This is a genomic window from Gordonia sp. IEGM753, assembly GCF_050321825.1.
GTDB lineage: Bacteria > Pseudomonadota > Gammaproteobacteria > Pseudomonadales > Pseudomonadaceae > Aquipseudomonas.
The window spans coordinates 576,907-590,747 of the sequence record NZ_JBNQGB010000003.1 but is presented as its reverse complement, the minus strand read 5'-3'; the positions used below and the strand labels follow the sequence as shown (position 1 = coordinate 590,747).

Annotated in this window: 12 protein-coding genes; 9 read left to right on the top strand and 3 right to left on the bottom strand. The window is 58.6% G+C overall.

Going from position 1 to position 13,841, the window contains the following annotated elements:
- Positions 1-593: 593 nt before the first annotated feature.
- On the bottom strand, positions 594-1,553 hold the full coding sequence (locus tag ACQR3R_RS19650) for a helix-turn-helix domain-containing protein (RefSeq protein WP_428274436.1): 960 nt from the start codon (positions 1,551-1,553) through the stop codon (positions 594-596).
- A 207-nt stretch (positions 1,554-1,760) separates the two neighbouring features.
- Here ACQR3R_RS19650 and ACQR3R_RS19645 point away from each other — a divergent pair, with 207 nt between their 5' ends.
- The 6 genes from ACQR3R_RS19645 (at position 1,761) to ACQR3R_RS19620 (ending at position 7,213) form a co-directional block, all read left to right on the top strand.
- Positions 1,761-2,705, top strand: coding sequence for a choline ABC transporter substrate-binding protein (locus tag ACQR3R_RS19645; protein ID WP_428274434.1), 945 nt, complete (start codon positions 1,761-1,763; stop codon positions 2,703-2,705).
- Positions 2,706-2,793: 88 nt separating this feature from the next.
- On the top strand, positions 2,794-3,681 hold the full coding sequence (locus ACQR3R_RS19640; protein WP_427635285.1) for a 3-dehydrocarnitine:acetyl-CoA trimethylamine transferase CdhC: 888 nt from the start codon (positions 2,794-2,796) through the stop codon (positions 3,679-3,681).
- Positions 3,682-3,823: 142 nt separating this feature from the next.
- On the top strand, positions 3,824-4,789 hold the full coding sequence (locus ACQR3R_RS19635; protein WP_428274431.1) for an L-carnitine dehydrogenase: 966 nt from the start codon (positions 3,824-3,826) through the stop codon (positions 4,787-4,789).
- Positions 4,790-4,913: 124 nt separating this feature from the next.
- On the top strand, positions 4,914-5,390 hold the full coding sequence (locus ACQR3R_RS19630; protein ID WP_428274429.1) for a thioesterase family protein: 477 nt from the start codon (positions 4,914-4,916) through the stop codon (positions 5,388-5,390).
- Between the two features lie 12 nt (positions 5,391-5,402).
- Positions 5,403-6,563 (top strand): gamma-butyrobetaine dioxygenase, encoded by a 1,161-nt coding sequence (locus ACQR3R_RS19625; RefSeq protein ID WP_428274427.1) that lies wholly within the window; start codon positions 5,403-5,405, stop codon positions 6,561-6,563.
- A gap of 386 nt (positions 6,564-6,949) precedes the next feature.
- Positions 6,950-7,213, top strand: a complete 264-nt coding sequence (locus ACQR3R_RS19620; protein ID WP_428274425.1) for a hypothetical protein — start codon at positions 6,950-6,952, stop codon at positions 7,211-7,213.
- 105 nt (positions 7,214-7,318) lie between these two features.
- Here ACQR3R_RS19620 and ACQR3R_RS19615 read toward each other — a convergent pair whose 3' ends face one another.
- Entirely contained in the window at positions 7,319-8,422 is a 1,104-nt protein-coding gene (locus ACQR3R_RS19615) for a choline metabolism transcriptional regulator GbdR (RefSeq protein ID WP_428274423.1), read from the bottom strand.
- Between the two features lie 533 nt (positions 8,423-8,955).
- Positions 8,956-10,332 carry an L-serine ammonia-lyase gene (locus ACQR3R_RS19610; RefSeq protein ID WP_428274421.1) on the bottom strand — a complete coding sequence of 459 codons (1,377 nt, stop codon included), beginning with the start codon at positions 10,330-10,332 and terminating at the stop codon, positions 8,956-8,958.
- A 434-nt stretch (positions 10,333-10,766) separates the two neighbouring features.
- On the opposite strand from ACQR3R_RS19610, the gene ACQR3R_RS19605 reads away from it, so the two are divergent.
- The 3 genes from ACQR3R_RS19605 to choV all read left to right on the top strand — a co-directional run bounded on the left by ACQR3R_RS19605 (position 10,767) and on the right by choV (position 13,814).
- Complete coding sequence (locus ACQR3R_RS19605; RefSeq protein WP_428274419.1) at positions 10,767-11,717, top strand: choline ABC transporter substrate-binding protein; 951 nt, start codon at positions 10,767-10,769, stop codon at positions 11,715-11,717.
- Between the two features lie 76 nt (positions 11,718-11,793).
- The gene (choW, locus tag ACQR3R_RS19600; RefSeq protein WP_428274417.1) at positions 11,794-12,639 is read left to right on the top strand and encodes a choline ABC transporter permease subunit; all 846 of its coding nucleotides are present in this window, start codon (positions 11,794-11,796) and stop codon (positions 12,637-12,639) included.
- Positions 12,636-13,814, top strand: coding sequence for a choline ABC transporter ATP-binding protein (choV, locus tag ACQR3R_RS19595; RefSeq protein WP_428274415.1), 1,179 nt, complete (start codon positions 12,636-12,638; stop codon positions 13,812-13,814). Before choW ends, choV begins: the two co-directional genes overlap by 4 nt.
- Positions 13,815-13,841 lie beyond the last annotated feature (27 nt).

The window sequence follows — 13,841 nt, the reverse complement described above, 5'->3', positions numbered from 1 at the left end:
ATTCAACAAGGGTTTCTGGCAGACCGAGGTGTGGCCATCGCTGGCAGGCCAGCTCCCACATTGGATCTGGGCAAGGCACAGAGTTTGTGAGCAACACAGGTCTATTGTGGGAGCTAGCCTGCTAGCGATGAGACCCGCCCATTCAACAAGGGTTTCTGGCAGACCGAGGTGTGGCCATCGCTGGCAGGCCAGCTCCCACATTGGATCTGGGCAAGGCACAGAGTTTGTGAGCAACACAGATCTATTGTGGGAGCTAGCCTGCTAGCGATGAGACCCGCCCATTCAACAAGGGTTTCTGGCAGACCGAGGTGTGGCCATCGCTCGCAAGCCAGCTCCCACATTGGATCTGGGCAAGGCACAGGTTTTGTGAGCAACAAAAATCTACTGTGTGCGAGCCTGCTCGCGATAGCGGTGGATCAGTCGACATCAACTTGTATGACAGACCGCCATCGCGAGCAGGCTCGCTCCCACAGGGGTTCTTTGGTGTTGTCGAAATTTATGTTCAGACCCGTTCCCGGCCATCTCCCAAACGGTGTGGCCATCGCAGGCAAGCCAGCTCCCACAGGGGTCTTTGGTGTTGTCGAAATTTGTGTTCAGACCCGTTCCCGGCCATCTCCCAAACGCCGCCGATCTTCCCGCGGACACCGCTCGAACTTCGCCCGATAGCTGCGGGTGAAATACGACGGCGATTCAAATCCGCAAGCGATGCTCACTTCCAGCACGCTCATGTCAGTCTGGCGCAGTAGCTGGCGCGCTTTCTCCAGCCTTAAGCGCAGGTAAAAATTGCTCGGGGTGTCGTTCAGATGCAATCGGAACAACCGCTCAAGCTGGCGTCGTGTCACGTTGATCGACTCGGCTAGCGCCAACGTGCTCAGCGGCGGCTCGCTGTGTTGCTCCATCTCCCCGATGACATGCACCAGTTTCTTGTTGCTGATGCCGTAACGCGTGGCGACTTCCATGCGTTGGTGGTCTTTGCGTGGTCGGATGCGGCCGAGTACGAATTGTTCGCTGACTTGAATCGCCAGTTCCGGGCCGTGGGATTGGGCAATGAGGTCCAGCATCAAGTCGATGGACGCCGTGCCGCCGGCGGAGGTGATACGGCGGCGGTCGATCTCGAATAATTCCTGAGTGACGCTGAGTTGCGGATAAGACTCCCTGAACGCATCGATGGCTTCCCAATGCAACGTCAGGCGGTGACCGTCGAGCAGGCCGGCCTCGGCGAGGATGAAGCTGCCGGTATCGATGGCGCCAAGGGTCACACCTTCGTTGTCCAGCCGACGCAGCCAGTGTTCCAGCGCCGGCGTTGCGAATTTCAGTGGCTCAAAACCGGCGATCACCAATAGCGTCGCGCCTTTCTTCAGTGGCTCCAACGCTGCATCGGCGTTGACCGACATGCCGTTGCTGGCCAATACCGCACCACCATCGGCACTCAATACGTGCCAGCGATACAGCTCGCCGCGAAAACGATTGGCGACCCGCAGCGGCTCGATGGCCGAGATGAAACCGATGGCCGAGAAACCCGGCATCAACATGAAGTAAAAATCCTGGGACATTGAGCGCACTCGACTGGCAGGTAACGAGAGGGCGGCAAGCGTGTGGACGTTGATACGCCTGTTGTCCATGCCATTCAAGAGCACAGGTCGCTGCAGTGCAAGTGCTGGTCGCCGTAGTGCGCTTTAACGGGGCTATAGCTGCGTAACTTGGCATCACCGGCGCGCAGACGCCGGAAACCACAATAATGACCTGCCGAGGAACCCGACATGAAACGACTGATCAGCAGCTGTGTTCTTGCACTCAGCGGTACCGCTTTCTTGAGCGCCAGTGTCATGGCCGCCGAACCTGCATCGTGCCAGAACGTACGCATGGGCGTGGTTAACTGGACCGATGTGATCGCCACAAGTGCCATGACCCAGGTCCTGCTCGACGGCCTCGGCTACAAAACCAAACAAACCAGCGCCTCCCAGCAAATCATTTTCGCCGGGATCCGCGACCAGCGCCTGGACTTGTTCCTGGGCTACTGGAACCCGTTGATGACCCAGACCATCACCCCGTTTGTCGATGGCAAGCAGGTCAAGGTGCTTGAGGCGCCAAGCCTGAAAGATGCTCGCGCCACACTGGCCGTGCCAACGTATCTTGCCGATAAAGGCCTGAAAACCTTTGCCGATATCGCCAAATTCGAGAAAGAACTGGGAGGCAAAATCTACGGCATCGAACCCGGTTCAGGCGCCAACACCCAGATCAAGGCGATGATCGCCAAGAACCAGTTCGGCCTCGGCAAATTCCAGCTGGTGGAGTCCAGCGAGGCCGGGATGCTCGCCGCCGTGGATCGCGCCGTGCGGCGTAACGAAGCGGTGGTGTTCTTTGGCTGGGCGCCACACCCGATGAACGTCAACGTGAAAATGACTTATCTCACTGGCAGCGACGATGCCCTCGGCCCGAACGAAGGCATGGCGACGGTGTGGACCGTTACCGCACCGAACTACGCCCAGCAGTGCCCGAACATCGGCCGCTTGCTGAGCAACCTGACGTACACCGCCGAAGACGAGAGCCGGATGATGCAGCCGTTATTGGATCACAAAGACGCGTTCGAATCGGCCAAGCAGTGGCTCAAGGATCACCCGCAAGACAAGCAGCGCTGGCTGGAAGGAGTGACCACTTTCGATGGCAAGCCGGCGGCTGAGAACCTGCAACTGACCAGTAAATAAATCTGAATGACCCACCGCTTCGCAGCCCGACCGGGCTGCGAACGGAATCACCACGCCCGCCATTTCATAAAGAACAGGAACCCGCCTCATGAATCACGACGTCATCATCACCTGCGCACTCACCGGTGCTGGCGACACGACCGCCAAAAGCCCACACGTACCGGTCACCCCGAAACAGATCGCCGCAGCCGCCGTTGAAGCTGCGAAGGCCGGCGCCACGGTCGTTCACTGCCATGTTCGTAACCCTGAAACCGGCAAGTTCAGCCGTGACGTGGCGCTGTACCGCGAAGTGATGGAGCGTATCCGCGAAGCGGACGTCGACATCATCGTCAACCTCACCGCCGGCATGGGCGGCGACCTGGAAATCGGTGCCGGCGAGAACCCGATGGAGTTCGGCCCAAACACCGATCTGGTCGGCCCGCTGACGCGTCTGGCCCACGTCGAAGCACTGCTGCCAGAAATCTGCACCCTGGATTGCGGCACCCTGAACTTCGGTGATGGCGACACCATTTACGTTTCTACCCCGGCACAACTGCGTGCTGGTGCGAAACGCATTCAAGAGCTGGGCGTAAAGGCCGAGCTGGAAATTTTCGACACCGGTCACCTGTGGTTCGCCAAGCAACTGATCAAGGAAGGCCTGCTCGACGACCCATTGTTCCAACTGTGCCTGGGCATTCCCTGGGGTGCACCGGCTGACACCACCACCATGAAGGCCATGGTCGACAACTTGCCGGCAAACGCGGTGTGGGCAGGCTTCGGTATCGGACGCATGCAAATGCCAATGGCCGCACAAGCGGTGTTGTTGGGCGGTAACGTGCGGGTTGGCCTTGAAGACAATATCTGGCTGGACAAAGGCGTATTAGCCACCAACGGCCAATTGGTCGAACGCGCCAGCGAGATCCTCAGCCGCCTCGGCGCCCGGGTCCTCACGCCTGCCGAAGGCCGGGTAAAAATGGGCCTGACCCAGCGCGGTTAATCCAGACATACACCCACCCCTGTGGGAGCGAGCCTGCGCGCGATGAGGCCGTCACATCCGGCATTTTCAGTCGGCTGCCACTGCGCTTTCGCGAGCAGGCTCGCGCCCACATGGGATCACCGAATTCATTCAGGACGTCGCCATGAGCTTTATCACCGAAATCAAAACCTTCGCCGCTCTGGGCAGCGGTGTCATCGGCAGCGGCTGGGTGTCCCGCGCGCTCGCCCACGGCCTCGATGTGGTGGCCTGGGACCCCGCTCCCGGTGCCGAAGCAGCATTGCGCAAACGCGTGGCCAATGCCTGGGGTGCCTTGGAAAAACAAGGCTTGGCGCCTGGAGCTTCGCAAGACCGGCTGCGCTTTGTTGCGACCATTGAAGAGTGCGTGCGCGATGCCGATTTCATTCAGGAAAGCGCACCGGAACGCCTTGATCTGAAACTGGAGCTGCACGGCAAAATCAGCGCCGCGGCCAAGCCCGATGCGTTGATTGGCTCGAGTACTTCAGGCCTGTTGCCAAGCGAGTTTTACGAGGGCTCGACGCACCCTGAGCGTTGCGTGGTCGGGCACCCGTTCAACCCGGTTTACCTGCTGCCCCTGGTGGAAGTGGTCGGTGGCAGAAACACGGCCCCGGAAGCAATTCAAGCGGCAATCAAAGTCTATGAGTCCTTGGGCATGCGTCCCTTGCATGTGCGCAAGGAAGTGCCAGGCTTCATCGCCGATCGGTTGCTGGAAGCGCTATGGCGCGAGGCGCTGCACCTGGTCAACGACGGTGTCGCAACCACAGGTGAAATCGACGATGCGATTCGTTTTGGCGCGGGTCTGCGCTGGTCGTTCATGGGCACCTTTTTGACCTATACCCTGGCGGGTGGCGACGCTGGCATGCGGCACTTCATGGCGCAATTTGGCCCGGCGCTGCAGTTGCCATGGACGTACTTGCCAGCACCGGAACTGACCGACAAGTTGATCGACGATGTGGTGGAAGGCACCAGCGATCAATTGGGCGGGCACAGCATTTCGGCACTGGAGCGCTATCGTGATGACTGCTTGCTGGCGGTGCTTGAAGCCGTGAAGACCACCAAAGAGAAACATGGAATGGCGTTCGCCGACTAATCGACTATCAGGACTGCGCCCATCGCCAGCAGGCTAGCTCCCACAGAAGAATGCATTCCAATGTGGGAGCCAGCCTGCTGGCGATGACGGCATTCCAATCACAATCTGTTCTGGATCAGCCACCATGCCCACCCTCACCACCTACCAAACCCGCATCATCCCCGATTGGGTCGACTACAACGGCCACCTGCGCGACGCTTTCTACCTGCTGATTTTCAGCTATGCCACCGATGCCTTGATGGATCGCCTGGGCATGGACAGCAACCAGCGCGAAGCCAGCGGCAACTCGCTATTCACCCTTGAATTGCACCTCAATTACTTGCACGAAGTGAAGCTCGATGCCGAGGTCGAAGTTCGCACCCAGATCATCGGCCACGACAGCAAACGCCTGCACCTGTATCACAGCCTTCACGTGGTGGGTGACGACAAGACCCTGGCTGGCAACGAACAAATGCTGCTGCATGTCGACCTTGCAGGCCCTAACGCCGCACCGTTCAGCGAACAGACACTGAGCAAACTGCACGCCATCGCAAGCGAACAAATTGATCTGGCGACCCCCGCCTACATTGGCCGAGTGATCGCTCTACCACCTAAAAAATGATCAGGAGATCGCATGAACACTGCCGCCTTCGCTGACTTTCGTACCTACCCGTTGATCAGTGCGCTGACCGCCGTGAACGGTCTGGCGGATCACGTTCAAGTGACGTGGGCTGACGGCCGGATCAGCCCCTACCATCACCAATGGTTGCGGGACAACTGCCCTTGCCCGCAGTGCGTCTACACCGTCACTCGCGAACAGGTGCTGGAAATCATCGACGTCGCGCATGACCTCATACCCTCAGCATCAAGCATTGATGACCAAGGTTGCTTGCGTATCGATTGGCAAGACGGACATCTGAGCCGCTTCGATCCCGGGTGGCTGCGCGCCCACGCGTATGATGATAAGTCCCGGGCGGAACGACGCGCCGCCAAACCGAAACACCAACTATGGCGCAGTGACTTGCAATTGCCGGTGTTCGAATACCAGGCATTGATGAGCGACGACCAGGCATTGCTCCAATGGCTGCTGGCCGTGCGTGACCTTGGCCTGACCCAGGTGCGCGGCGTGCCCACCGAGCCTGGCTCTTTGAAGCTGATCGCCCAGCGAATCTCATTCATCCGCGAGAGCAATTTCGGTGTGTTGTTCAACGTGCAATCCAAGGCTGATGCGGACAGCAATGCCTACACCGCTTTCAACCTGCCGCTGCACAGCGATTTGCCGACCCGGGAGTTGCAACCGGGGCTGCAATTCCTGCATTGCCTGGTGAATGATGCCGACGGCGGCGAGAGCATTTTTGTCGATGGTTTTGCCATCGCCGAAGCCTTGCGCGAAGAAGATCCCGAGTCTTTCAAAAGCCTCTGTGAAATCCCGGTGGAATTTCGCAACAAGGACCGCAACAGTGACTACCGTTGCCTCGCGCCCATCATCGCGCTGGACGCTTTAGGGAAAGTCTCGGAAATCCGCATGGCGAACTTTCTGCGCGGGCCGTTTGATGCGTCTGTGGAGGAAATGCCCAGGCTTTATCGTGCGTATCGACGCTTGATCGGCATGACTCGCGAGGCACGTTTTCGCCTGATGACGCGACTCAATCCGGGTGAGATGTGGTGCTTCGACAACCGCCGTACCTTGCATGCGCGCAACGCTTTCGACCCTGCAACCGGCGCCCGGCACTTCCAGGGATGCTATGTCGACCGCGATGAGTTGTTGTCGCGGATTTTGGTGTTGCAACGCTGAACCGGGTCATCGTTCATCGCGAGCAGGCTGGCTCCCACAGTTGACCGAGTTCCCTCAGAGGAATGCAGTCGAACGTGGGAGCGGGCATGCTCGCGAAAGCGGTCGTCCAATCAACCCAAAACCACCTGATTCAAGGCAAAAAAAACCCCGATCATGCCGTGACAAGATCGGGGCTGAGGTGGGTACTGTTGAGGAGCCGTTGCGCGAGGGTGACCAAACCTTCGTGATACCAGCTGTCTGCAGTGTGCCTGCTCACTTTCGCTCAAGTTAGCCGAAAACGACCTGTTCATAGGTATCTCGGCCATTGCGACAATTCGCCCTTGCCGCCGCCGACGGCCCCTACCAGAATCGACTCACGACACCGTTCCCTGAAGAAGGATTGCGTCATGATGTACGCCGATTTGATAGACCAGGAAGACCTGTTGGGCCAGCTCAAGGCATTGGGTTTTCAAGTACCCAGCGGTTCGACCGCCGAGCAGGCTTGCGAGTGCGCGGTGCGAGGCTTGAACGATGAGCGAGCCATGACGTTGCGCAGAATGGTCAAGGATATGTACACCAGCAGCGCGACCATCCTGCCGGCCGTGCGCCAGGCCATTGATAAACAATTACTGCCGGCGTTGGCGCAGTATCAGCAAGGCCGTAGCGCCTGACAGATCCAATCGCGAACAGGCTCGCTCCCACCGTTGACCGGGTTCTCTCATGGGAACGCGGTCCAATGTGGGAGTGAGCCTGCTCGCGATGAAGGCTCTGCGCTCCTACAGTCTTACACTGGCAAACGTAGACTCGTTACGCGCCTGGCTCAACGCCGACAACGGCCCCGACAATGGCGACAGTACCAACGCTTGCGGCAGCGGCATCATCGCAACTTGTTGTGTGGTGTTGGAACCTACGCGCTCGTCACGCGGCGGAATGCCGAAGTATTCGCGGTAGCACTTGGAGAAGTGCGGCGTGGACACAAAGCCGCAGACCGATGCCACCTCGATGATCGACATCGGCGTTTGCTTGAGCAACTGCCGTGCACGGATCAGTCGCAGTTTCAGGTAGTAACGGGACGGCGAGCAGTGCAGATACTTCTGGAACAACCGCTCGAGTTGACGACGCGATACCGCGACATACACGGCCAGTTCGTCAAGGTCGATGGGCTCCTCCAGGTTGGCTTCCATCAGCGCGACGATTTCCTGCAGCTTCGGCTGATTGGTGCCGAGCATGTGTTTGAGTGGCACACGCTGGTGATCCTGTTCGTTACGAATACGCTCGTAGACAAACATTTCCGAGATGGCAGCTGACAGTTCACGACCGTGATCGCGGCTGATCAGGTGCAGCATCATGTCCAGCGGCGCGGTGCCGCCAGAGCTGGTGAAGCGGTTACGGTCGAGGGTAAACAGGCGTGTACTCATGACAACACGCGGGAAGGCTTCCTGCATCGACGCCAGGCATTCCCAGTGCACACTGCAATCGAAACCGTCCAGCAGGCCGGCGCACGCCAACGCCCAACTGCCGGTGCAGACAGCACCGAGGCGACGCGACTGACGCGCCTGGCTTTGCAGCCACGACACATGCTCACGCGTGACGGTGCGTTGAATGCCGATACCGCCGCAAACAATGATCGTGTCCAGGGCAGGCGCTTTGTGCATGGAGCAATCGGGGGTGATCTGCAGGCCGTCACTGGCCCAGACCTGCCCGCCATCGACGGTGAGCGTGGTCCAGCGATACAGCTCGCGGCCAGACAACTGGTTGGCCATACGCAGCGGTTCTACTGCGGACGCCAGAGAAATCAGCGTGAAATTGTCCAGCAGCAAAAAGCCGATGGATTGAGGCGCACGGTTCTGGGGTTGAGCCCCGGAGTTGAACGTCGTCATCGCGGTATCTCCTCACACAAAGCGGGTGATGGCCTCAGGCGGAGGCTCTTGTTATTGCCATCGTTCTCGCGTGGGAGACGGGCTTTGTAATGACAGAGCAATTGCCATGCCTAAATTTGAATGCGCGTTCAATAACTCCTGAAAACGACATCGAGACGTGTCTGGATGCTTCTACATAAGCACACGTAGAGAGTAGGGATAATAAGGGCCATCAGGCAGGGCAAGCGCCCTGCCCCGCGACCGGTGAGCAAATCGGTATCACTTGGGGTTACGGGTCTTGCGCGAGGTTGGAAAGAGTGTCACCACAGGCACAGGTGACAGGCGGTAGAAAGCGGTTCAGGACTCGCTGACGACTAATAGCGCTTATCTGTAAGCGACGCGCCAAAACGTGGCGCGATTGGGATCGGGTGTTCAATTAGCGCGCAGTTTTGACTGGTCTGATGCTATCGCCAGCAGGCTGGCTCCCACAGTGTATCTTTATCGATCACAAAACCTGTGGGAGCCAGCCTGCTGGCGATAGGACCGATGCAGTCTCAACACTCAACCGCACTGACCGCCAACCCACCGCGCGATGTCTCTTTGTATTTGTCATGCATGTCGGCGCCGGTGTCGCGCATGGTGCGGATCACCCGGTCCAGCGAGATAAAGTGCTGGCCGTCGCCGCGCAATGCCATCTGCGCCGCATTGATCGCTTTCACCGCCGCAATCGCATTGCGTTCGATGCAGGGCACTTGCACCAGGCCGCCTACCGGATCGCAAGTGAGGCCCAGGTTGTGCTCCAGGCCAATTTCCGCCGCGTTGCACAATTGTTCCGGCGTGGCGCCGAGAATTTCTGCCAGCCCTGCCGCTGCCATGGCGCAGGCGGAACCCACTTCGCCTTGGCAGCCGACTTCAGCACCGGAGATGGAAGCGTTTTTCTTGCACAAAATCCCGACGGCCGCGGCACCGAGCAAATAGTCGACGACGTTGGCGTCGGTGACCGCTTCGCTGAACTTCATGAAGTAGTGCAATACCGCTGGAATAATCCCCGCCGCGCCATTAGTCGGCGCCGTTACCATGCGCCCGCCCGCGGCATTCTCTTCGTTGACGGCCAGGGCGAACAGGTTGACCCACTCCATGGCGCTCAACGTCGAGCCGATCACGTTGGGTTTGCCCAGCTCCTGCAAGCTGCGGTGCAATTTAGCGGCGCGACGGCGTACGTTGAGGCCGCCGGGCAAGATGCCTTCGTGCTTGAGCCCTTGCTCGACGCAATCTTGCATGGCGCGCCAGAGTTTCATCAGCCCGCTGCGGATTTCCTCTTCGCTACGCCAGACCTTTTCGTTCGCCATCATCAGTTCAGCGACTCGCAAGTTGTGCTTCTGGCACAGCTCCAGCAGCTCAACCGCACTGGAATAGTCGTACGGCAGCACGGTGCGATCCAGGTCCACCACGCCGCTGGAGGCTTGTGCCTCATCCACCACAAAGCCGCCGCCGACAGAATAATAGGTGTCGCGATGCAACTCGCCGTCATTGCCCTCGGCAACCAGCGTCATGGCGTTCGGATGGAATGGCAGGTTTTCTTCGATCAATCGCATGTCACGAGCCCAGATGAACGGCACAGGCAGACGACCATCAAGCAACAAAGTGCTGGTTTCACGCAGGGTTTCGATACGGATGCCGATGTGCGACGGATCGATCGCATCCGGCCATTCGCCCATCAGCCCCATGATCACGGCGTTATCGCTGCCGTGACCGATCCCGGTGGCAGATAACGACCCGTAAAGCTGAACTTCAACGCGCCTTACTTGTTCCAAAAGTCCCTGTTCCCGTAAAACCTGCACGAACAGCGCTGCGGCGCGCATTGGCCCTACGGTGTGTGAACTGGAAGGGCCGATGCCGATTTTGAACAGGTCGAAAACGCTGATAGCCATTACTGCAGAACTCCTGGATGTGCCAACTGCGGGCGCCAAAACGCCCGGTGACGGAGCTGCTACGCTCAAGCTGCAATCCGCCGAGATGGCCGCATCATCCGGCTTTTGTCATGTCGTTCGACGTCTCACACCGACGTACCCATGCCCAGCAACGCCGCTGGCGTTTGACGCTACGTTTTCGCCGTTTTTTGCGGATCAGAGCGGCAAACGGGGCTAAAAAAAGCTGTAAACGACGTCACTGACACTGGATGCGACCATCCCTGTACTGGTTACGACGCACCCTGTAGGCGTCAGATTTTCACTGGTACATGATCGTATCGACTCGATTGCAAGGCGCCGTGGTAAAGCTGTCTCCAAAACGCCATCCAACCGCAACCTATAAGTGCGGTGGTCCAGTCGGAACACTGCCAAAAAAAACACCAAGGAGTCCATCCATGAAAGGTTCCCCGTCGTTGTTGTTGGCCGCCATGCTAAGTCTGCCGTTTCTGGCGCAAGCCGCAGAACCGGCACAATGCAGCACCGTAAACTTCTCCGATGTCGGCTGGACCGACATCACCGCTACAACCGCTACCACCAGCGTCGTGCTCGACGCCCTCGGCTACAAGACCAAGACCACGATGATTTCCGTACCGGTGACCTACAAGTCCCTGGCCGACGGCAAGAACATGGACGTGTTTCTGGGTAACTGGATGCCGACCATGGAGAACGACATCAAGGCCTACCGCGACGCCGGCACCGTTGACGTCGTACGCACCAACCTTACGGGCGCCAAGTACACCCTCGCCGTGCCGCAAGCGCTGTACGACAAAGGGCTGCATGATTTCGCCGACATCGCCAAATTCAAGAAAGAGCTCGACGGCAAAATCTACGGCATCGAGCCCGGTAACGACGGCAACCGTCTGATCCAGACCATGATCGACAAAAACGCCTTCGGCCTCAAAGACGCAGGCTTCAAAGTCGTTGAGTCCAGCGAGGCAGGCATGCTGTCTCAAGTCGACCGTGCGCAAAAACGTGACACCGCCGTGGTGTTCCTTGGCTGGGCGCCACATCCGATGAACAAGCGCTTCAAAATCCAGTACCTGACCGGTGGCGACGACTTCTTCGGCCCGGACTTCGGTGCCGCAACCGTTGCCACCAACACCCGCAAGGGTTACACCCAGGAATGCAGCAACGTAGGCCAACTGCTGAAAAATCTGGAATTCACCGTCGACATGGAAAGCTCGCTGATGGGCAACATCCTGGATGACAAGATGAAGCCTGACGCAGCGGCCAAGGCCTGGCTGAAAAAGAATCCCCAGGTGCTCGATACCTGGCTCGCAGGTGTGACCACCATTGACGGTAAACCCGGTCTTGCGGCCGTGAAGGCCAAGCTGGCAATGCCTTAAATCATGGAGCATCGCTTACGCCGGGCGAGCTAGCTCGCCCGGGCTGTTTATTCCTTGCATGCGGACGTTCACTACCATGCTGATTGATCAGAAAATCCCCTTAGGCCAGTACATCGCGGGCTTCGTTGAATGGTTGACGCAACACGGCGCCAGCACGTTCGACGCAATCGCCGTGACGCTGGAAACGATGATCCACGGTGTGACTTTTGCGCTGACCTGGTTCAACCCGCTGGCATTGATCGGCCTAATTGCGCTACTCGCACACTTCATTCAACGCAAATGGGGACTGACCGTTTTCGTCATCCTCTCGTTTCTGCTGATCCTCAACCTGGGGTACTGGCAGGAAACCATGGAAACCCTCGCCCAGGTGTTGTTCGCCACCCTGGTCTGCGTGGTCATCGGCGTGCCGTTGGGCATCGTCGCCGCGCACAAGCCGATGTTCTACACACTGATGCGTCCGGTGCTCGATCTGATGCAGACCGTACCGACGTTCGTGTACCTCATTCCGACCCTGACCCTCTTCGGGCTGGGTGTGGTGCCGGGTCTGATCTCCACGGTGGTGTTCGCGATTGCCGCGCCAATCCGCCTGACCTACCTGGGTATTCGCGATGTACCGGCTGAATTGATGGACGCCGGCAAAGCCTTCGGCTGCTCGCGCCGTCAACTGCTTTCAAGGATTGAACTGCCGCACGCCATGCCTAGCATCGCGGCCGGTATTACCCAATGCATCATGCTGTCGTTGTCGATGGTGGTGATCGCAGCATTGGTAGGCGCCGATGGCCTGGGCAAACCTGTGGTCAACGCACTGAACACCGCCGATATCGCCCTGGGCTTCGAAGCAGGCCTGGCGATCGTACTGCTGGCGATCATGCTCGACCGTATCTGCAAACAACCCGACGCTAAAATTGGGGGTGATGCATGAGCATTATTCGCTTCGAAGACGTAGACGTAGTCTTTTCCAAAGATCCGCGAGAAGCCTTGAAGCTTCTTGATCAAGGCATGACCCGTGATCAGATACTGAAAAAGACCGGGCAGATTGTCGGCGTTGAAAAAGCCAGCCTGGACGTCGAAAAAGGCGAGATCTGCGTGCTGATGGGGCTGTCCGGTTCCGGCAAGTCCAGCCTGCTGCGCTGCATCAATGGTCTCAACACGGTCAGCCGTGGCAAGTTGTTCGTCGAGCACGAAAGCAGGCAGATCGACATTGCTTCCTGCACCCCGGCCGAACTGAAAATGATGCGCACCAAACGCATCGCCATGGTGTTTCAGAAGTTCGCCCTGATGCCTTGGCTGACGGTGCGCGAAAACATCAGCTTCGGTCTGGAGATGCAGGGCCGGCCGGAGAAAGAACGCAAGAAACTGGTCGATGAAAAACTCGAACTGGTAGGCCTTACCCAATGGCGCAACAAGAAACCCGATGAGCTTTCCGGCGGTATGCAGCAACGCGTCGGCCTGGCTCGCGCGCTGGCGATGGACGCCGATATCTTGCTGATGGACGAACCGTTTTCGGCGCTCGACCCGCTGATCCGCCAAGGCCTGCAAGACGAACTGCTGGAACTTCAAAGCAAGCTCAACAAAACCATCGTGTTCGTCAGTCACGACCTTGATGAAGCATTGAAGCTGGGCAGCCGTATCGCCATCATGAAGGACGGCCGAATCGTTCAATACAGCAAGCCGGAAGAAATCGTTCTGAACCCGGCGGATGACTATGTGCGCACGTTCGTGGCGCACACCAATCCGCTGAACGTGTTGTGCGGTCGCAGCCTGATGCGCACCCTGGACAACTGCAAACGCATCAACGGTTCGGTATGCCTCGATCCGGGCGGCGATTCGTGGCTGGACCTGGCCGAGGGCAACACCATAAAAGGCGCACGCCAGAACGGCGCGAGCCTTGACCTGCAAAACTGGGCACCGGGGCAAGCCGTTGAAGGCTTGGGTCGCAGGCCAACGCTGGTGGACTCCAACATCGGCATGCGCGACGCGCTGCAGATTCGCTACCAGACTGGCAACAAACTGGTGCTGCATGACAACAATCATGTGGTGGGCATCCTCGGCGACAGCGAGCTGTACCACGCGCTGCTCGGCAAGAACCTGGGCTAGAGCCGCACACACGAAAACGCCGCGAGA

Bases quoted from the DNA above. Each gene is read 5' to 3' on its own strand.
- choW (WP_428274417.1), top strand. From the start codon at position 11,794: ATGCTGATTGATCAGAAAATCCCCTTAGGCCAGTACATCGCGGGCTTC.
- ACQR3R_RS19645 (WP_428274434.1), top strand. From the start codon at position 1,761: ATGAAACGACTGATCAGCAGCTGTGTTCTTGCACTCAGCGGTACCGCT.
- ACQR3R_RS19630 (WP_428274429.1), top strand. From the start codon at position 4,914: ATGCCCACCCTCACCACCTACCAAACCCGCATCATCCCCGATTGGGTC.
- ACQR3R_RS19605 (WP_428274419.1), top strand. From the start codon at position 10,767: ATGAAAGGTTCCCCGTCGTTGTTGTTGGCCGCCATGCTAAGTCTGCCG.
- ACQR3R_RS19610 (WP_428274421.1), bottom strand. From the start codon at position 10,332: ATGGCTATCAGCGTTTTCGACCTGTTCAAAATCGGCATCGGCCCTTCC.
- ACQR3R_RS19615 (WP_428274423.1), bottom strand. From the start codon at position 8,422: ATGACGACGTTCAACTCCGGGGCTCAACCCCAGAACCGTGCGCCTCAA.
- ACQR3R_RS19620 (WP_428274425.1), top strand. From the start codon at position 6,950: ATGATGTACGCCGATTTGATAGACCAGGAAGACCTGTTGGGCCAGCTC.
- ACQR3R_RS19650 (WP_428274436.1), bottom strand. From the start codon at position 1,553: ATGTCCCAGGATTTTTACTTCATGTTGATGCCGGGTTTCTCGGCCATC.
- ACQR3R_RS19625 (WP_428274427.1), top strand. From the start codon at position 5,403: ATGAACACTGCCGCCTTCGCTGACTTTCGTACCTACCCGTTGATCAGT.
- ACQR3R_RS19635 (WP_428274431.1), top strand. From the start codon at position 3,824: ATGAGCTTTATCACCGAAATCAAAACCTTCGCCGCTCTGGGCAGCGGT.
- choV (WP_428274415.1), top strand. From the start codon at position 12,636: ATGAGCATTATTCGCTTCGAAGACGTAGACGTAGTCTTTTCCAAAGAT.
- ACQR3R_RS19640 (WP_427635285.1), top strand. From the start codon at position 2,794: ATGAATCACGACGTCATCATCACCTGCGCACTCACCGGTGCTGGCGAC.